The organism is Azonexus fungiphilus (assembly GCF_003634965.1).
Classification (GTDB): domain Bacteria; phylum Pseudomonadota; class Gammaproteobacteria; order Burkholderiales; family Rhodocyclaceae; genus Azonexus; species Azonexus fungiphilus.
In genome coordinates, this window is record NZ_RBXP01000014.1 from 175,400 (window position 1) to 191,844 (window position 16,445).

At 67.1% G+C, this 16,445-nt stretch carries 17 protein-coding genes; 10 read left to right on the plus strand and 7 right to left on the minus strand.

What is annotated here, in order from left to right:
• The 7 genes from DFR40_RS08365 (at position 1) to DFR40_RS08395 (ending at position 7,041) form a co-directional block, all read left to right on the plus strand.
• Positions 1-783 carry an ABC transporter ATP-binding protein gene (locus DFR40_RS08365; protein ID WP_121458034.1) on the plus strand — a complete coding sequence of 261 codons (783 nt, stop codon included), beginning with the start codon at positions 1-3 and terminating at the stop codon, positions 781-783.
• Between the two features lie 115 nt (positions 784-898).
• Positions 899-1,813 carry a branched-chain amino acid ABC transporter permease gene (locus DFR40_RS08370; protein WP_121458035.1) on the plus strand — a complete coding sequence of 305 codons (915 nt, stop codon included), beginning with the start codon at positions 899-901 and terminating at the stop codon, positions 1,811-1,813.
• A 29-nt stretch (positions 1,814-1,842) separates the two neighbouring features.
• The gene (locus DFR40_RS08375; protein ID WP_121458036.1) at positions 1,843-2,919 is read left to right on the plus strand and encodes a branched-chain amino acid ABC transporter permease; all 1,077 of its coding nucleotides are present in this window, start codon (positions 1,843-1,845) and stop codon (positions 2,917-2,919) included.
• Between the two features lie 39 nt (positions 2,920-2,958).
• Positions 2,959-4,278, plus strand: coding sequence for an ABC transporter substrate-binding protein (locus DFR40_RS08380; RefSeq protein ID WP_121458037.1), 1,320 nt, complete (start codon positions 2,959-2,961; stop codon positions 4,276-4,278).
• 72 nt (positions 4,279-4,350) lie between these two features.
• A complete protein-coding gene (locus DFR40_RS08385; protein WP_121458038.1) occupies positions 4,351-5,199 on the plus strand; it encodes an ABC transporter ATP-binding protein in 849 nt (282 codons plus the stop codon).
• A 97-nt stretch (positions 5,200-5,296) separates the two neighbouring features.
• Complete coding sequence (locus tag DFR40_RS08390; RefSeq protein WP_121458039.1) at positions 5,297-6,526, plus strand: phenylacetate--CoA ligase family protein; 1,230 nt, start codon at positions 5,297-5,299, stop codon at positions 6,524-6,526.
• 14 nt (positions 6,527-6,540) lie between these two features.
• Positions 6,541-7,041 carry a hypothetical protein gene (locus DFR40_RS08395; protein WP_121458040.1) on the plus strand — a complete coding sequence of 167 codons (501 nt, stop codon included), beginning with the start codon at positions 6,541-6,543 and terminating at the stop codon, positions 7,039-7,041.
• 7 nt (positions 7,042-7,048) lie between these two features.
• Here the strand turns inward: DFR40_RS08395 and DFR40_RS08400 are convergent, their stop codons facing one another.
• A complete protein-coding gene (locus DFR40_RS08400; RefSeq protein WP_121458250.1) occupies positions 7,049-8,230 on the minus strand; it encodes a CaiB/BaiF CoA transferase family protein in 1,182 nt (393 codons plus the stop codon).
• A 97-nt stretch (positions 8,231-8,327) separates the two neighbouring features.
• On the opposite strand from DFR40_RS08400, the gene DFR40_RS08405 reads away from it, so the two are divergent.
• On the plus strand, positions 8,328-8,936 hold the full coding sequence (locus tag DFR40_RS08405) for a hypothetical protein (protein ID WP_121458041.1): 609 nt from the start codon (positions 8,328-8,330) through the stop codon (positions 8,934-8,936).
• Here DFR40_RS08405 and DFR40_RS08410 read toward each other — a convergent pair.
• Both DFR40_RS08410 and DFR40_RS08415 read right to left on the minus strand, forming a co-directional pair.
• The gene (locus tag DFR40_RS08410; RefSeq protein WP_121458042.1) at positions 8,933-9,787 is read right to left on the minus strand and encodes an SPFH domain-containing protein; all 855 of its coding nucleotides are present in this window, start codon (positions 9,785-9,787) and stop codon (positions 8,933-8,935) included. The two genes, DFR40_RS08405 and DFR40_RS08410, sit on opposite strands and share 4 nt — an antisense overlap.
• Positions 9,788-9,799: 12 nt before the next feature.
• Entirely contained in the window at positions 9,800-10,243 is a 444-nt protein-coding gene (locus DFR40_RS08415) for an NfeD family protein (RefSeq protein WP_211329770.1), read from the minus strand.
• A 105-nt stretch (positions 10,244-10,348) separates the two neighbouring features.
• Here DFR40_RS08415 and DFR40_RS08420 point away from each other — a divergent pair, with 105 nt between their 5' ends.
• Positions 10,349-11,245, plus strand: a complete 897-nt coding sequence (locus tag DFR40_RS08420; protein ID WP_121458043.1) for an AEC family transporter — start codon at positions 10,349-10,351, stop codon at positions 11,243-11,245.
• Between the two features lie 6 nt (positions 11,246-11,251).
• Here DFR40_RS08420 and DFR40_RS08425 read toward each other — a convergent pair whose 3' ends face one another.
• On the minus strand, positions 11,252-11,740 hold the full coding sequence (locus tag DFR40_RS08425) for a PhaM family polyhydroxyalkanoate granule multifunctional regulatory protein (RefSeq protein ID WP_121458044.1): 489 nt from the start codon (positions 11,738-11,740) through the stop codon (positions 11,252-11,254).
• Positions 11,741-11,831: 91 nt separating this feature from the next.
• Here DFR40_RS08425 and DFR40_RS08430 point away from each other — a divergent pair, with 91 nt between their 5' ends.
• A complete protein-coding gene (locus tag DFR40_RS08430) occupies positions 11,832-12,494 on the plus strand; it encodes a response regulator transcription factor (RefSeq protein ID WP_121458045.1) in 663 nt (220 codons plus the stop codon).
• Here the strand turns inward: DFR40_RS08430 and DFR40_RS08435 are convergent.
• The 3 genes from DFR40_RS08435 to DFR40_RS08445 form a co-directional block, all read right to left on the minus strand.
• Positions 12,491-14,566 carry a sensor histidine kinase gene (locus DFR40_RS08435; protein ID WP_121458046.1) on the minus strand — a complete coding sequence of 692 codons (2,076 nt, stop codon included), beginning with the start codon at positions 14,564-14,566 and terminating at the stop codon, positions 12,491-12,493. The two genes, DFR40_RS08430 and DFR40_RS08435, sit on opposite strands and share 4 nt — an antisense overlap.
• A 5-nt stretch (positions 14,567-14,571) precedes the next feature.
• A complete protein-coding gene (locus DFR40_RS08440; RefSeq protein WP_121458047.1) occupies positions 14,572-15,321 on the minus strand; it encodes a class I SAM-dependent methyltransferase in 750 nt (249 codons plus the stop codon).
• Positions 15,322-15,421: 100 nt separating this feature from the next.
• Positions 15,422-16,339, minus strand: coding sequence for a LysR family transcriptional regulator (locus DFR40_RS08445; RefSeq protein ID WP_245985644.1), 918 nt, complete (start codon positions 16,337-16,339; stop codon positions 15,422-15,424).
• Positions 16,340-16,445 lie beyond the last annotated feature (106 nt).

A 16,445-nucleotide genomic window follows, 5' to 3' on the forward strand; every position in this document is an offset into this window, starting at 1 on the left:
ATGAGCAAGAAAATCGGCGACGTCATTCTCGACCTGCAGAACATCTCCCTGCGCTTCGGTGGCGTCAAGGCGCTCACCGACATCTCCTTCGACGTCCGCGAACACGAGATCCGCGCCATCATCGGCCCGAACGGCGCCGGCAAGAGCTCGATGCTCAACGTCATCAACGGCGTCTACCACCCGCAGGAAGGCAAGGTCTTCTGGCGCGGCAGCGAGCGCAAGAAGATGGAGCCGCACATGGCGGCCCAGCAGAACATCGCCCGCACCTTCCAGAACATCGCGCTGTTCAAGGGCATGAGCGTGCTCGACAACATCATGACCGGGCGCATCACCAAGATGAAATCGACCTTCCTCGAGCACGCGCTGTGGTTCGGCCGGGCCAAGAACGAGGAGCTGGAACACCGCAAGAAGGTCGAGGAGGTGATCGATTTCCTGGAAATTCAGCACATCCGCAAGACGCCGGTCGGCCGCCTGCCCTACGGCCTGCAGAAGCGCGTCGAACTCGGCCGGGCGCTCGCCGCCGAGCCGTCGATGCTGCTCCTCGACGAGCCGATGGCCGGCATGAACGTCGAGGAAAAGCAGGACATGTGCCGCTTCATCCTCGATGTGAACGATCAGTTCGGCACCACCATCGTCCTCATCGAGCACGACATGGGCGTCGTCATGGACATCTCCGACCGCGTCGTCGTCCTCGACTACGGCAAGAAGATCGGCGACGGCGTCCCCGACGAGGTCAAGAACAACGAAGACGTGATCAAGGCCTATCTCGGCGCCGGTCACTGAGGAGACACGCATGGAATTCGTATTCGCCGCGACATTGCTGTCGATCCTGCTCTGGGTCGCTGCCCGCTCGCACGCCGGCCGCCGCCGTCACACCGCCACGTTCCGGGGGTAAGCCATGGAATTTTTCTTCGAAGTCCTGATCGGCGGGTTGCTCTCGGGCGTCATGTACGCGCTGGTGGCGCTCGGCTTCGTGCTCATCTACAAGGCCTCGGGCGTCTTCAACTTCGCCCAGGGGGCGATGGTCTATCTCGCCGCACTGTCGGTGGTCGGCATCATGGAGTGGGGGGCGCCGCTGTGGCTGGCGGTGATCCTCGCCTTCGCGATCATGACCGCCTTCGGCATCGGCACCGAGAAGTTCGTGCTGCGCAAGCTGGTCAACCAGCCGCCAATCGCGCTGTTCATGGCCACCATCGGTCTGACCTTCTTCATCGAGGGCCTGGCGCCGATGATCTTCGGCTCCGACCCGCGCGCCCTCGACATCGGCATCGTCGACGAGCCGATTCCTTACATCCTCGACAACTGGAACATGGTCATCTCCAAGTTCGACCTGATCGCCGCCGGTGTCGCCGCCGTGCTGGTCACCGTGCTCGCGCTGTTCTTCCAGTACACCCGCATCGGCCGCGCCCTGCGCGCGGTTGCCGATGACCACCAGGCGGCGCTGTCGATCGGCATCCCGCTGCAGCACATCTGGGCCATTGTCTGGGGCGTCGCCGGTTTCGTCGCGCTGGTTGCCGGCATGATGTGGGGCGCCCGCAACGGCGTGCAGTTTGCGCTCACTTTCACGGCGCTCAAGGCACTGCCGGTGCTGATCCTCGGTGGCTTCACCTCGGTGCCGGGCGCCATCGTCGGCGGCCTGATCATCGGCGCCTCGGAAAAGCTTGCCGAAATCTACATCCCGCCGGTGATGCAGGACCTCTTCGGCGGCAACTTCGGCGGCATCGAAGGCTGGTTCCCCTATGTGCTCGCGCTGCTCTTCCTCCTCGTCAGGCCCGAGGGTCTGTTCGGCGAAAAGCATATTGACCGGGTTTGACGGTCGACCGATAAAAAAGAGGAAAAACCATGCTCTATCGTGAAGCCGGTCAGTTCAAGACCACCTACGCCGCCGACCAGCAGCTGTTCCCGATCCGCCAGGACCGCATCGGCCTGATCGCGCTGCTCGCCGTCGCCTTCCTCGGGGTGCCGATGTTCGCCAGCGAATACTGGTTCTCGGCGATCCTGATTCCCTTCCTGATCTTCTCGCTGGCTGCGCTCGGGCTCAACATCCTGACCGGCTACGCCGGCCAGCTGTCGCTCGGCACCGCCGCCTTTATGGCGGTCGGCGCCTACGCCGCCTACAACTTCCAGCTGCGCGTCGAAGGCATCCCGATCCTGGTTTCCTTCATCTGTGCCGGCCTCACCGCGGCCGGCGTCGGCATCCTGTTCGGCCTGCCCAGCCTGCGCATCAAGGGCTTCTACCTGGCGGTGGCGACGCTGGCGGCGCAGTTCTTCATCGTCTGGTGCCTGACCAAGTTCCCCTGGCTGTCGAACAACTCGTCGTCCGGGGTGATCTCGGCGCACAACATCGAGATCCTCGGCTACGCCTTCAACACGCCGCGCGACAAGTACCTGCTGGTCCTGGCGATCGTCGTCCTGCTTGCGCTGGCGGCCAAGAACATGGTCCGCTCGACCACCGGCCGGGCCTGGATGGCGGTGCGCGACATGGACGTCGCCGCCTCGGTGATCGGCATCCGCCTGATGCGCACCAAGCTGCTCGCCTTCGCCGTCAGCTCCTTCTACTGCGGCGTCGCCGGCGCGCTCTACGCCTACTGCTACCTCGGCTCGGTCGAACCGGACGGCTTCTCGCTCGACATGTCCTTCCGCATCCTGTTCATGGTCATCATCGGCGGTGTCGGCTCGATCCTCGGTTCCTTCCTCGGCGCCGCCTTCATCCTGCTGCTGCCGATCTTCCTCGACATCCTGCTGCCTTTCTTCGCCGGCCTGTTCGGCCTGCCCTTTTCCAGCGCCACCGTCTCGCACATCCAGATCATGGTGTTCGGTGCGCTGATCATGTTCTTCCTGATCGTCGAGCCGCACGGGTTGGCCCGTCTGTGGCAGATCGCCAAGGAGAAGCTGCGCCTGTGGCCGTTCCCGCACTGAGAACCGGCCGTTTTTCGTAACACTGGAGGAGACATACACATGAAAAAGGTTTTCAAGCCCGCTGTTGCCGCTGCCGCGGTTTCCCTGGCCCTGATCGCCCCGCAGACCTTCGCGGCCGACCAGTTCTTCCCGATCCCGAGCTACCGCGTCGGTGCCTACGGCGCCAACGGCCAGGCCTTCTACGGCGGCTTCATCGACTACCTGAACTACGTCAATCTGAAGGAGAAGGGCGTAAACGGCGTCAACCTGACCTGGGAAGAGTGCGAGACCGAGTACAACAATGCCAAGGGCGTCGAGTGCTACGAGCGCCTCAAGGGCAAGGCCAAGGAATCGGCCGGCCCGATCCACACGATGTCCACCGGCATTTCCTACGCGCTGATCGACAAGTCGGCGCAGGACAAGCTGCCGCTGGCGATGATGGGCTACGGCCGCACCGACGCGGTTGACGGCTCGGTCTTCCCCTACGCCTTCCCGCTGGTCACCACCTACCAGATGCAGGCCTCGGCCATCGTCAAGTTCATCAAGGACAAGAACGGCGGCAACCTGGCCGGCAAGAAGATCGTCTATCTCTACCATGACTCGGCCTACGGCAAGGAAGCGATCATCGCGATGGAAGCCGAGGCCTCGCTGAACAAGTTCACGCTGGTGCAGATCCCGGTCGCCCACCCGGGCAACGAGCAGAATGCCCAGTGGCTGAAGATCCGCCAGGAGAAGCCGGACTACGTCGTGTTCTGGGGCTGGGGCGTGATGAACCAGACGGCGCTGAAGGCGGCGCAGAAGGTCGGCTTCCCGCGCGACAAGATGATTGGCTCGTGGTGGACCGGTTCCGAGGAAGACGTGATCCCGGCCGGTGATGCCGCCAAGGGCTACATGGCCGCGACCTGGAACGTCGCCGGCAAGCAGGTGCCGGTGATCGCCGACATCGAGAAGGTGGTCTACGGCGCCGGCAAGGGCAACCTCCAGGACAAGGGCAAGATCGGCACGGTACTCTACAACCGCGGCGTTTCCGCCGCCGTGCTCTCGGTCGAGGCGATCCGCAAGGGCCAGGAGAAGTACGGCAAGGGCAAGCCGCTCAACGGCGAGCAGATGCGCTGGGCGCTGGAAAACCTGAACATCACCGAAGCCCGCCTGAAGCAGGTCGGCGCCACCGACCTGCTGCCGGAAATCAAGACCTCCTGCGACAACCACGAAGGTTCCGGCAAGGTGAAGATCCAGCAGTGGGACGGCGCCAAGTGGGTGCCGGTGTCCGGCTGGATCGAGGGCAACAAGGCGCTGATCCACCCGCTGTTCCAGGCGTCGGCCAAGCAGTACGCCAAGGAAAAGGGCATCACGCCGCGTGATTGCAGCAAGGAAAAATAAGGCGGGAGAGAGTGGCCGGGCGAGGGGGTTTCCCCCTTGCCCCGGGCCGCTCCGCCGGTGACGGGATACGACATGAATACACAAGCTGCGACCCTGGAAACAAACGCCGGCCCCGGCGTCGACCACTACCTGAGCATCAACAACATCGAGGTCATCTACGACCACGTGATCCTGGTCCTCAAGGGCGTGTCGCTGGCCGTCCCCAAGGGCAAGATCGTTGCCCTGCTGGGGGCCAACGGCGCCGGCAAGTCGACGACGCTGAAAGCCATCTCCAACCTGCTGCGTGCCGAGCGCGGCGACGTCACCAAGGGCTCGGTCGAGTACAAGGGCGAGCGCATCGACCAGCTCAGCCCGAACGAACTGGTCAAGCGTGGCGTCATCCAGGTCATGGAGGGGCGTCACTGCTTCGCCCACCTGAGCATCGAGGAAAACCTGCTGACCGGCGCCTACACGCGCAACATCTCGCGCGCCGAGTTGCGCGACAGCCTCGACAAGGTTTACCACTATTTCCCGCGCCTGAAGACCCGGCGCACCTCGCAGGCCGGCTACACCTCCGGCGGCGAGCAGCAGATGTGCGCGATCGGCCGGGCGCTGATGGCCAAGCCGGAGATGATCCTGCTCGACGAGCCGTCGATGGGCCTGGCACCGCAGATCGTCGAGGAAATCTTCGAGATCGTGAAGGACCTCAACGCTCGCGAACAGGTCAGCTTCCTGCTCGCCGAGCAGAACACCATGGTCGCGCTGCGCTACGCCGACTTCGGCTACATCCTCGAGAACGGCCGCGTGGTCATGGAAGGCGATGCCGAGGGCCTGCGCACCAACGAGGACGTCAAGGAGTTCTACCTCGGCCTCTCCTCGGCCGGGCGCAAGTCGTTCAAGGACGTCAAGCACTACCGCCGCCGCAAGCGCTGGCTGTCGTAACGGCAGTGCGTCGCACAGGGCGGCGCTGTCGTTCCGACATCCTTCCTCGATCGAACCCGATGTTGACGGTCGACCGCGAAAACCGGAGAAAAATGAAATGAGCTACTACGATCCGCTCGAGACCCGCGACCCGGCGGCGCGCGAGGCCGACCTGATGGACAAGCTGCGCAGCCAGCTGGCGCATGCCAAGCGGGCGAGCGCTTACTACGCGCAGGCGCTGGCCGACATCGATCCGGCCGCCTGCGGCTCGCGCCAGGCGCTGGCGGCGCTGCCGCTGACGCGCAAGCGCGACCTGATCGACCTGCAGAAGGCGACGCCGCCGTTCGGCGGCCTCAACGCGCTGGCCAAGGGCGAGGCCCGCCGGGTCTTCGCGTCGCCCGGGCCGATCTACGAACTGCAGGGCGGCGAGGCCGACCACTGGCGCATGGCGCGGGTTCTCTACGCTGCCGGCTTCCGCCGCGGCGAGCTGATCCACAACTGCTTCTCCTACCATTTCACGCCCGGCGCCTTCCTCATGGAAGGCGGCGCCCGCAAGCTCGGTTGCTCGGTCTTTCCCGGCGGCGTCGGGCAGACCGAGCAGCAGGTCCAGGCGATGGTCGACCTGCGGCCGGACGGCTACGTCGGCACCCCGTCCTTCCTCAAGATCATCGTCGACAAGGCCGAGGAAAGCGGCGCCGACATCTCCTCGCTGAAGAAGGCGCTGGTCTCCGGCGAGGCGTTGCCCGGCGTCACCCGCGCCTGGCTCGGCGAGCGCGGCATCGCCGTGCGCCAGTGTTACGCCACCGCCGACATCGGCGCCATCGCCTACGAAACCGAGGTCGATGCCGGCATGGTCGTCGAGGAAGACCTGCTGCTCGAGATCGTCCGCCCCGGCACCGGCGACCCGGTGCCGCCGGGCGAAGTCGGCGAGGTCGTCGTCACCACCTTCAACGGCGACTATCCGCTGATCCGCTTCGCCACCGGCGACCTCTCGGCGCTGTTGCCGGGGATCTCGCCCTGCGGCCGGACCAACGCGCGCTTGCGCGGCTGGCTCGGGCGCGCCGACCAGACCACCAAGATCAAGGGCATGTTCGTCCATCCCGAGCAGATCGCCGAGATCGCCCGCCGCCACCCCGAGGTCGCGCGCATGCGCCTGGTCGTCGACAACCCAGATGCCCAGGACCGGATGACCCTGCATTGCGAACTTGCCGGCGTTCCCGACGGGCTGCAGGCGCGGCTTGTGGACAGCCTGCGCGAAGGCACCAAATTGCGCGGCGAGGTGCAATTTGTTGCCCCGGGGGGCTTGCCGAATGATGGAAAGGTGATCGAAGATAAGCGGGTCTATTGATCCGGAATTTCTCGATGCGCGCTTTTGCTCTTGTCCTCGGCCTGCTGGTCCTGCCGGCGGTCGCCGATGAAGCCGTGCTGCGGCCGTCGGCCGGCCTGCTGTTCAAGTATCCGGAGCTGCTCAACCGCGGCACCTGTGTCGTCTACCGCGAGGGCGGCGCCGGCTGGATCATGGTCGAGCCGCTTTACTACCTGAAGGGCGAGGTCGTTGCCGCCGACATCAACCTGCGTCGCCTCAAGCAATGCCCGGCGGTGCCGGGCAAGACGATCGAGCAGTACAGCCGCGCCGAGTACGTCGAGTACGTGCGGGCAACGCCCTGCCTGGCGCCGGGCGAGGCGCCCCGCGACGAACAGGTCGGCAGCGTCCGCGTCCGCGTCGATGCCTGGGAAACGCCGCACCAGCGCAAGGCCGAGAATGCCGGCCGGCTCTATCGCGGCATGTTCCTCGACCAGCCGCTGCGGCGTGGTCTCGAGATCGAGCTCGAGGCCGACCTGCTCGGCCCATGCACGCCCTGAGCCGGCCTCAGCCGGCCGCCAGCGTCACCGCGCCGAGTCCGGCCAGGCGGTCGATTTCCTGATCCGACAAGCCGAGCGCGGCCAGTCGCTCGCGGCTGTGTTCGCCGAGCAGCGGCGGCGCTGATCCGATCGTCGCCGGGGTCCGCGACAGGCGCGGCGCCGGGGCCGGCTGGCGGACGCCGGCGACTTCGACGAAGGCCTGGCGGGCGACATTGTGCGGATGCGCCGGCGCTTCGCCGAGGCCGAGTACCGGCCAGACGCAGTCGTCGCTGTCGGCGAACAGGTTTTCCCAGTAAATCCGAGGTTGACCGTGAAAGAGTGTCGTCAGCCGCTGCTTCATCGCCGGCCAGCGGCGGCTGTCGTACTGGGCGCCGCTGAAGTCGGGGTCGGCGGCGAGGCCGAGGCGCTCGAGGAAGCTCGCGTAGAACTGCGGCTCGAGCGGGCAGACGCTGAGCCAGAGGCCGTCGGCGCACTGATAGACGTCGTAGAACGGGGCGCTCGAGTCGATCGCGCAACGTCCCTCCCATTCGCCCAGCGCCTGCAGGTTGAACAGGCCGTGGCCGAGCAGGGCGGCGCCTTCGCACATGGCCGCGTCGATCACCTGGCCGCGGCCGCTGCGCTGTGCCTCGAACAGCGCGCAGGCGATGCCCCAGGCGAGCAGCAGGCCGCCGCCGCCCATGTCGCCGAGCAGCGTCGGCGGCGCCCACGGTGCACCGCCGTGACGGCGACCGGCATTGAGCACGCCGGCGAGCGCGGCGTAGTTGGCATCGTGACCCGCGCGCGGCGCCAGCGGGCCGTCCTGGCCCCAGCCGGTCATGCGCCCGTAGATCAGGCGGGGATTCGCCGCCAGGCAGGCGTCCGGGCCGAAGCCCAGGCGTTCCATGACGCCGGGCCGGAAACCCTCGATCAGCACGTCGGATTCGGCGATCAACTGCATGACCAGCGGACCTGCGGCGGGGTTCTTCAGATCGATGCACAGGGATTTCTTGCCGCGGTTGGCCACCGCCTTGCGGCCGCCGCCGAACAGTTGCGAGGCGAAGGTGCCGCCGGCGCGCTCGAGCAGCGTCACCTCGGCGCCCATGTCGGCGAGCAGCATGCCGCAGAAGGGGCCGGGGCCGATGCCGGCAAACTCGACGACCTTGATGCCGGCGAGCGGGCCGCTGCGGCCGGCGGATGCGTTTGTCTCCATGGTTTTCTTCTTGAAATTGCGGTCGACCGCAGTATCGCATGCGTTTGCCCGGCGCATCGCGCTTCGGGCATGATCGCGGATTGACCGGAGGACACCGATGAAAAGCAGGATCGACGAGCTGCTCGAGCGCATTGCCGCCTTGCAGGAAGAACTCGACGGCGAATACCGCCAGGCGCGCGAGGACTGGGCGCGCAAGAAGGCCGAGCTGGCCGACGAATTCGCCCGCCAGCAGCGGCGCTACAAGACCGGCCTGTTCCGTTTCCTGATCCGCTCGCGGCTGCTGGTGATCCTCACCGCGCCGGTGATCTACGCCGGCTGGATTCCCTTCCTGCTGATGGACCTGTTCGTCACCGTCTACCAGCACATCTGTTTCCGCGTCTATCGCATTCCGCGGGTGCGCCGCGCCGACTACATCGTCTTCGACCGCGCCGACCTGCCCTACCTGAACCTGGTCGAGAAGTTCAACTGCTTCTATTGTTCCTACGGCAACGGCGTCGCCGCCTACACCCGCGAGATCGCCGCGCGGACCGAGCAGTACTGGTGTCCGATCAAGCATGCGCGGCGGATCCGGGCGGCGCACGACCGCTATCCGAAGTTCTTCGACTACGGCGATGCCGAGGCCTTCCAGCAGGGGCTGAACCGGCTGCGCCGCCAGTACGACGACGCCGAGGAAACGCGGGCGCCCGGGCGCCCCGCCGACGACTAGGCCTTGCGCCCGAACAGGCCGCGCACGGCTTCCTGGAGGTCGGCCGGCAGGATCACCAGCTTGGCGTTGTCCTTCTCGCCAAGGCGTTCCATCGCCGCGATGTATTTCTCGCCGAGCAGGTAGGCGGTCGGTCCGGTCTGCTCGCCGATCGCCGAACTGACCCGGCGGATCGCCTCGGCCGAGGCCTCGGCCAGCATCACCTGGGCGTTGGCGTCGCGCTTGGCCGATTCGAGGCGGGCTTCCGCTTCCAGGATCGCCGACTGCTTGGCGCCTTCCGACTTGGTCACCACCGCCTTGCGCTCGCGCTCGGCGGCGGCCTGCATTTCCATCGCCTTCTGCATCGATTGCGACGGCTTGATGTCCTGGATCTCGACCGACTTCACCGTCAGCCCCCAGTCGATCGCCTCGTCGGCGATGCTCTCGCGCAGCCGGGCCTTGATCTTGTCGCGCGACGACAGCGCCTCGTCGAGTTCCATCTCGCCGACGATCGAGCGCAGCGTGGTCATGATCAGGTTGCGGATCGCCTCGGAGAAGTCGGTGACGCCATAGACCGCCTTGACCGGGTCGGTGACCTTGACGAAGGCGATGGCGTTGGTCAGGATCACCGCGTTGTCGCGGGTGATCACTTCCTGCTCCTGGACGTCGAGGATGATGTCCTTGGTGATCAGCTGGTAGGCGATGCGGTCGATGTAGGGGATGACCACGTTGAGGCCCGGCTTGAGCGTGCCGTGGTACTTGCCCAGGCGCTCGACGATCCACTCCTCGCCCTGCGGCACGATGCGCACGCCCTTGGCGATGGTGACGACGACGAAGGCAAGCAGCGCGAGGGCGACGACGAATCCGGCTTCCATGGAAAACTCCCTTCAGTTTTTGACGACTTTCAGATAACTGCCCTCGACGGCGACGACGCGCACCCGCTCGCCGGCGGCAATCGCGCTGTCGGCCAGGCAGACCCACTCGTCGGCGCCGAGCAGCGGCCGCTGGAAACGCACGCGGCCTTTCTGGAATGGTTCGATGGCGCCGACCAGCAGGCCGATCTCGCCGATCGCCTCGCCGTCGGCGGTGCCGCTCCGGGTCGCCTGCTGCGCCTTGCGGAAGACGCGGAACCAGAGCACGGTCATCGCCAGCGAGGCGGCGATCCAGCACAGCAGCTGGGCGGTCACCGGCAGGCCGGGGGCGAGCAGCAGGAGCAGCCCGACGAGCAGCGCGCCGAGGCCGAACCAGATGACGTAGAAGGCCGGAACGGCCAATTCGGCGAGGACCAGGGCGAGACCGCCGACGATCCAGTGCCACCATTGAGGTTGCATGACGATGTCCATGCCGTCGAGTATTTCGGGTTTGTCGGCCGCGGTCAAGGCGGCCTTTGGTTTTTACGGATCAACGGCGGTCGACCGTCGGATTAGAATCGGCCGATGCATACCGTCCTCCTGCTCCTTCCCGATTTCGCGCTGATCCTGCTCGGCGCTGCCATCCGCCGCTGGATGCACCTCGGCGACCATTTCTGGAGCGGGGTCGAGAAGCTGGTCTATTTCATCCTCTTCCCGGCGCTGCTGGTCAACGCCATCATGCGCACCCGGCTCGACCTCGGCGCCGCCGTGCCGCTGCTCGTCACCGCCTTCGCCGCGATGGCCGCCGGCATGCTCCTCGGGCTCTTGCCCAGGCTGTGGCTGCGCATGCCCGAGCTGCGCTTCGCCTCGATGTTCCAGTGCGCCTACCGCTTCAATTCCTACATCGCGCTGGCGGTTGCCGGGATGCTCTTCGGCAGTCCGGGCATCGCCACCATGGGGCTGATCGTCGGTGCCGCGGTGCCTTTCGCCAACCTGGTCTCGGTGTGGATGCTGGCGCGCCACGGCGAGGTCGGCCTGTGGCGCGAAGTGGCGCGCAATCCGCTGATCTGGGCGACCGCCGGCGGTTTCCTGCTCAACCTCGCCGGCTTCCTGCCGCCGGCGCCGCTGCAGGCTTTCCTCGGGCGGCTGGCCGATGCCTCGATCGCCCTCGGCCTGATCGCCGTCGGCGCCGCCCTGCGTCTCGACGGCACCGCCGGCGCCCGCTTCTTCTCCGGCTGGCTGCTCGCCGTCAAGCTGCTGGCCTTGCCGCTGATCGCCGTCGTCGTCGGCCGCGCGGTCGGCCTGTCGGGGCTCAACTTTCAGGTTGTCGTGCTGTTCGCCGCGCTACCGACGGCGTCGTCGGCCTACATCCTGGCGATGCGCATGGGCGGCGACGGGCGCAGCGTCGCCTGGCTGATCTCGGCGAGCACGCTGGCGGCGATGCTCAGCCTGCCGCTGTGGGCGGCCTGGCTGATCGGCTGAAAAAACCTATTTTTTCGCGGTCGACCGTCGACCTTTCGGTTTTTCCGCGGCCGCCGCCGCCGCGGCTTCGGCGGCCTTGGCCTGCTGTGCCTGGACCGCGGCCTCGGCATTCTGCTGCAACTGCTCGCGCATCTGCTGCATCATCTGCCACGGCCACAGCGCCGCTTCCGAGAGCGCGCCGGGGGCGGCTTCGGCTGCCGGCGGTGCGGCCTCGGCCGGTGCTTCGTTGATCTTGCGGGCGGCGTCGGAAGCCATCTGGCCCATCGCCTGCACGGTGCTCACCGTGGTCCGCTGCATCTCGAGTCCCTGGATGGTCATCTGCAGCATCGACAGGTTCATCCGCAGCCAGCCTTCCACCGCCTTCAGGTCCTTGATACGCTTGTCGAGTTCTTCCAGGTCGAAGGTCGGTGCGACCATGCCGGGGAGCGAGAAACCCATGTTGCCCCACATGCTGCGCATGAAGTTGAGCGGATCGTGTGCTTGTTCGTCGGCCATCTCTCTCTCCCAAGGGTTGGATGCGATGATCTTAAACCACTTGGGCGACGCAAAATGATAAATTAGCGCCTGTTATGAAAAGGGGATAAAAATGCTCAAGCTGTTGGTGGTGGAAGATCACGCCCTGGTCCGCGAAGGCCTGGTCGGCTTGCTGGCGCAGATCGAGGAGGGCGCCCAGGTGTTCGACAGTGCCGATTTCGAGAGCGCCCTGGCGGTGCTCGACAACGAGGGCGATTTCGACCTGGTTCTGCTCGATCTGGCGCTGCCCGGCATCGACGGTTTCGCCGGGCTCGACATCCTGCGTCGCCGCTACCCGGCGATGCCGGTGGCGGTGGTCTCGGCCTTCGACGACCAGCCGACGGTGACGCGGGTGATCAACCTCGGCGCCTCCGGTTTCATCCCCAAGGCGCTCAATGGCGAATGCCTGCTCCGCGCGGTGCGCGAAGTGCTCGCCGGCAACATCTTCCGGCCCAGCGGCCAGACCGCCGCCCGCCTCGACGACGCGATCCCGGTGCCGCCGTCGAGCGTCAATGTCCGGCCCGAGGAAATCGGCCTCACCGACCGTCAGGCGCAGGTGCTCTGCCTGATGGTCCGGGGCCTGTCGAATCGCGATATCGCCGAGCAGCTGGAACTCTCCGAAGGCACCGTCAAGATCCACGCGACCGCGGTATTCAAGGCGCTCGGGGTGAACAGCCGGACCCAGGCGCTGGTCACCGCGGCCCGCTACGGCATCGATTTCAGCGACGTTTTCTAGGCCCCGCCGACCGGGCCGCGCACCGCGCTGGCGCGCAGCAGAGCGCGCAGGCGGGCCGGACGCAGCGGCAGCGTCAGGTGGTGGGCGCCGGCGGGTAGTGCAGCGGCTTCGCCACCGAGGACGATCAGCGCCATGTCCGGATCGAGGTCGGGAATCGCCTCGGCGGTGCAGATGACGATGCAGTCGCTGCGCAGGCGTTCGACCGACTGGCGGTCGCCGGCGCTGGTTTCGTAGGACCACGAATCGACCAGTTTGCGGCAGCCGGCAAGAACCTCCGGATCGCCGACGAAATGGACCTGGCCGGCACTGCGTCGGGTCGCCTGCGGCGTGCTGCTGCTCGCCGCGGCGCGTTCGACGCGCAGGCCGAAGGTGGTGCCGCTGCCGATCTGCGAAGCCAGCGTCACCTCGATGCCGAGCCCCTTGGCCAGGCGTTCGACGATCGACAGGCCGAGGCCGAGACCGCCGTCCTGCTCGCGGGCGACGTTGGCGACCTGGAAGAACTCGGCGAAGATCGCCGCCCGGTATTCGCGGGCAATGCCGATACCGCTGTCGCGAACTTCGATGCGCACGTCGCCGCCGGCGATGCGGGCGCCGAGCAGGACGCTGCCGCCGCTCGGCGTGTAGCGCAGCGCGTTGGAAAGCAGGTTGCCGATCATCCGTTCAAGCAGGCGCGGGTCGCTGCGCACGTACAGCCGGGTCGGCCGGACGCGCAGGCGCAGCCCGTGCGCCTCGGCCTGGCGGCGGAAGGCATCGTGCAGGTGACGGAAGACGGTGTCGAGCGGGAAGCTCTGGATGTCGGCGCGGACGCCGTCGATGTCGAGCCGGGAAATGTCGAGCAGGGCGTTGAGCATGTCGCCGAGCGTCTGCGTCGAGGCGGAAATCTGCTCGGCGATGCGCGGCACCTCGCGCAAGCGCCCGGCGCTGGCCTGGCGCAACAGATCGGTGGTGAACAGCGAGAGGGCGTGCAGCGGCTGCCGCAGGTCATGGCTGGCGGCGGCGAGGAAGCGGCTCTTGGCGGCATTGGCGCGCTCGGCCGCATTCTTTTCGGCGGCCAGCGCCGACGTCGCGAGGTCGATGCGGCCTTCGAGCTGGTCGCGGCTTTCGGCCAGCGCCTCGGTCATCGCCCGCAGGTCGCGGACCTGGCGGCGGACGAGCAGGGCGCCGAAGAAGAGCAGGGTGGCGAGCAGGGTGCCGAGCGTGCCGATCTCGAACAGGCGGTTGCGCCAGTTGGCGAGCACCGCATCGGTCGGGATGATCGCCACCATCCGCAGATCTGAAAAACCGGGGACCGGCGATGCCGAGATCAGCAGCCCGTTGCCGCGGGCCAGGCCGGTTTCCGGCAGCAGGCCGGCCGGGCGGCCGTTGAACAGGATGTCGCCGGCGGCCCGGCCGAGGATGCCCGAGTTCGGGCTGAGGTCGGCCGGCCGGCAGGAGGCGATGACTTCGCCGCGCAGGTTGGTGAGGACCGCGTCGAAGTCGTCGGACAAGCGGTTGGCCCAGCAGAAATCCTGCATGTAGCCCGGTTCGATGGCGGCAAAGGCGGCGCCGGCGAAGCGCAGGTCGGGGCCGTTCAGGCGATGGGCGATGGCGTAGGTATAGCGGCCGGAATTGCGTCCGACGTAGGGGCCGTAGGTGGCCCATGGGGCACCTTCCTCGAGGGCGCGGAAATAGGGGCGGTCGCGGACGTTGATCGCCGGCGGCGGGAAATAGGTCGAGATGAAGCGCTGGTTGCCCAGATGGTCGAAGACGATCAGGTCGCGCAACTGCGGCATCGCCCGCGAGTGGCGCTGGGCGATGTACTCCCAGCCGCGCGCCGGGGTCCAGTCGGGCCAGTTGTTGCGGTTGTTCGAGAGATCGGTGGCGACTTCCTTGACCAGCACGTCGACGGCCTCGAACGAGCGGGCGGTGTGCTCGGCCATCATCACCGAGAATTGCTGCAGGCGCTTTTCGCCGCTGTCGATGTCGCGCTGGTAGGACAGCGTCAGGTCGATCAGGAAAACCAGCAGGACCGTCAGCGTGCCGGCCAGGGCGACGATCAGGGCGAGCTTTTCCGGCTTGCGGGTGAGCACCATCGGCGTCAGATCCGGTAGCAGTAGAGCGGTCGCGGCGGCGTGCAGGCGACGTCGATGACGAAATCCGGCGCGATCCCGGGGACCGGGAAGCTGTTGCTGACGAACAGGCTGCCCGGGCGCATCTCGGCGCGGGCCTTTTCCCACAGCTTGGGCATCGGTACCGGCGAGAGGAAGGCATAGACCAGGTCGTAGTCGGCCAGCGGCATCTGCCACAGGTCTTCCCAGCGCCAGTGCAGGTTGGGCCGGCCAACGCCGAGGACGAGGCCGGCCAGCCAGGTCAGCGGGGCGTTTTCGGCACCGGTGAAGTGCTTGTCCGGCCAGCGGTCGGCGAGCGGGATCATGGTGCTGCCGACGCCGGCGCCGAGGTCGACGATGCGCTCGCATTCTTCCTTGCCGATCAGCTCGTCGAGCGCGGCGACGGTTTCGCGGTTGGACAGGTAGAGCGGAACCTGGCCGGAGAGCGCGCCGCGATAGACGAGCAGGAGCAGGACGAAGCCGAGCAGGAACCAGCCGGGCGGGATGGCCAGCGTGTAGGTGGTCCAGACTGCCGGCATGAACAGCGCGTGGATCAGCCGCCACCACCACGGCTGGCGCGAGATCGTCGCCAGCGCCAGGGCGACGGCGCCGATCAGCAGGCTGGTCTGGCGCCAGGGCATGGCTTCCGCGGTCCAGCCGTAGTAGGGCCAGGCGAGCGAGAGGACGAGGATGACGGCGGCGCCCTGGAGGGCGAACTGGCGGGCGGGAGTCGATGACATGGCGTGATTTTAAGGGAAATATGCCGGGCAGTTGGCCGGCTTTGGCGGCGCGCCGGTTTTTGCCCGAATTTTGCGGTCGACCGTCAAATCGGGGTGTTTTTCAGGCGTCGCCGAGCAGCTCGCGCAGCAGTGCGATGAAGGCGGTGGTGCGTGCCGGCAGCAGGCGGCGGCCGGGCGTCACGCACCACAGGGTGACGCTGGGCAGCGACCACTCGGGGAGGACGCGGCGGAGCAGTCCATCGGCAACCAGGCGCTGGGCGAAGCGCTCGGTCAGGCCGGCGATGCCCAGGCCGTGCGCCGCCAGTTCGCGCTGCAGGGCCGGCGAATTGGCCGCCAGCGGACCGTCGGGGACCCGCTCCCAGGTCGCCTCGGCGCGGCTCAGGCGCCACGGCAGCGGCTCGCCGTTACCGCTGATCAGGCCGAGACAGACGTGCGCCGAGAGCGCGTCGGGACTGGCCGGTTCGCCGTAGCGGGCGAGGTAGGCCGGGCTGGCGTAGAGGCCGTTGCCGAGCGCGCAGATGCGCCGGGCGACCAGCGCGTTGTCGTCGGGCAGACGGGCGGCGGCGCGGATGGCCAGGTCGAAGCGCTCGCCGACGAGGTCGACGCGGCGCGGCGAGAGGTCGAGCTCGAGCCGGACTTCCGGGTAGGCGGCAGCGTACTGGAGCAGCAGCCGGGTCAGGTCGAGCTCGACGAAGTCGGGCGGCATCGACACGCGCAGCACGCCGCGCGGCGTCGCCTGGCGGTGCTGGGCGATCGCCGTCGCCGCCTCGGCCTCTTCGCGCAGGCGGCGGGCATGCTCGAGGATGCGTTCGCCGAATTCGGTCAGCGCCAGCCGGCGCGTGCTGCGTGTCAGCAAGCGTTCGCCGAGTCGTGCCTCGAGTGCCGACAGCCGGCGCGACACGGTCGACCGCGGCAGCCCGCTCAGCTCGCCGGCACGGGCGAAGCTGCCGCTGTCGGCGATCAGCGCGAACAGCATCAGGTCGTTGGCGTCGAGGTGCATGGACTTTGATTGTTGCATGAATGGAACAATGATACCCATATCGACGGCTTCTGGTGCGAAGGTGTTCCCAATAAGATGGCTTCCATGGTCGCGGCAACGCCGGGGCCGCCCTCAACCCCACGGA

Bases quoted from the DNA above. Each gene is read 5' to 3' on its own strand.
- DFR40_RS08365 (WP_121458034.1), top strand. From the start codon at position 1: ATGAGCAAGAAAATCGGCGACGTCATTCTCGACCTGCAGAACATCTCC.
- DFR40_RS08370 (WP_121458035.1), top strand. From the start codon at position 899: ATGGAATTTTTCTTCGAAGTCCTGATCGGCGGGTTGCTCTCGGGCGTC.
- DFR40_RS08375 (WP_121458036.1), top strand. From the start codon at position 1,843: ATGCTCTATCGTGAAGCCGGTCAGTTCAAGACCACCTACGCCGCCGAC.
- DFR40_RS08380 (WP_121458037.1), top strand. From the start codon at position 2,959: ATGAAAAAGGTTTTCAAGCCCGCTGTTGCCGCTGCCGCGGTTTCCCTG.
- DFR40_RS08385 (WP_121458038.1), top strand. From the start codon at position 4,351: ATGAATACACAAGCTGCGACCCTGGAAACAAACGCCGGCCCCGGCGTC.
- DFR40_RS08390 (WP_121458039.1), top strand. From the start codon at position 5,297: ATGAGCTACTACGATCCGCTCGAGACCCGCGACCCGGCGGCGCGCGAG.
- DFR40_RS08395 (WP_121458040.1), top strand. From the start codon at position 6,541: ATGCGCGCTTTTGCTCTTGTCCTCGGCCTGCTGGTCCTGCCGGCGGTC.
- DFR40_RS08400 (WP_121458250.1), bottom strand. From the start codon at position 8,230: ATGGAGACAAACGCATCCGCCGGCCGCAGCGGCCCGCTCGCCGGCATC.
- DFR40_RS08405 (WP_121458041.1), top strand. From the start codon at position 8,328: ATGAAAAGCAGGATCGACGAGCTGCTCGAGCGCATTGCCGCCTTGCAG.
- DFR40_RS08410 (WP_121458042.1), bottom strand. From the start codon at position 9,787: ATGGAAGCCGGATTCGTCGTCGCCCTCGCGCTGCTTGCCTTCGTCGTC.
- DFR40_RS08415 (WP_211329770.1), bottom strand. From the start codon at position 10,243: ATGCAACCTCAATGGTGGCACTGGATCGTCGGCGGTCTCGCCCTGGTC.
- DFR40_RS08420 (WP_121458043.1), top strand. From the start codon at position 10,349: ATGCATACCGTCCTCCTGCTCCTTCCCGATTTCGCGCTGATCCTGCTC.
- DFR40_RS08425 (WP_121458044.1), bottom strand. From the start codon at position 11,740: ATGGCCGACGAACAAGCACACGATCCGCTCAACTTCATGCGCAGCATG.
- DFR40_RS08430 (WP_121458045.1), top strand. From the start codon at position 11,832: ATGCTCAAGCTGTTGGTGGTGGAAGATCACGCCCTGGTCCGCGAAGGC.
- DFR40_RS08435 (WP_121458046.1), bottom strand. From the start codon at position 14,566: ATGGTGCTCACCCGCAAGCCGGAAAAGCTCGCCCTGATCGTCGCCCTG.
- DFR40_RS08440 (WP_121458047.1), bottom strand. From the start codon at position 15,321: ATGTCATCGACTCCCGCCCGCCAGTTCGCCCTCCAGGGCGCCGCCGTC.
- DFR40_RS08445 (WP_245985644.1), bottom strand. From the start codon at position 16,339: ATGCAACAATCAAAGTCCATGCACCTCGACGCCAACGACCTGATGCTG.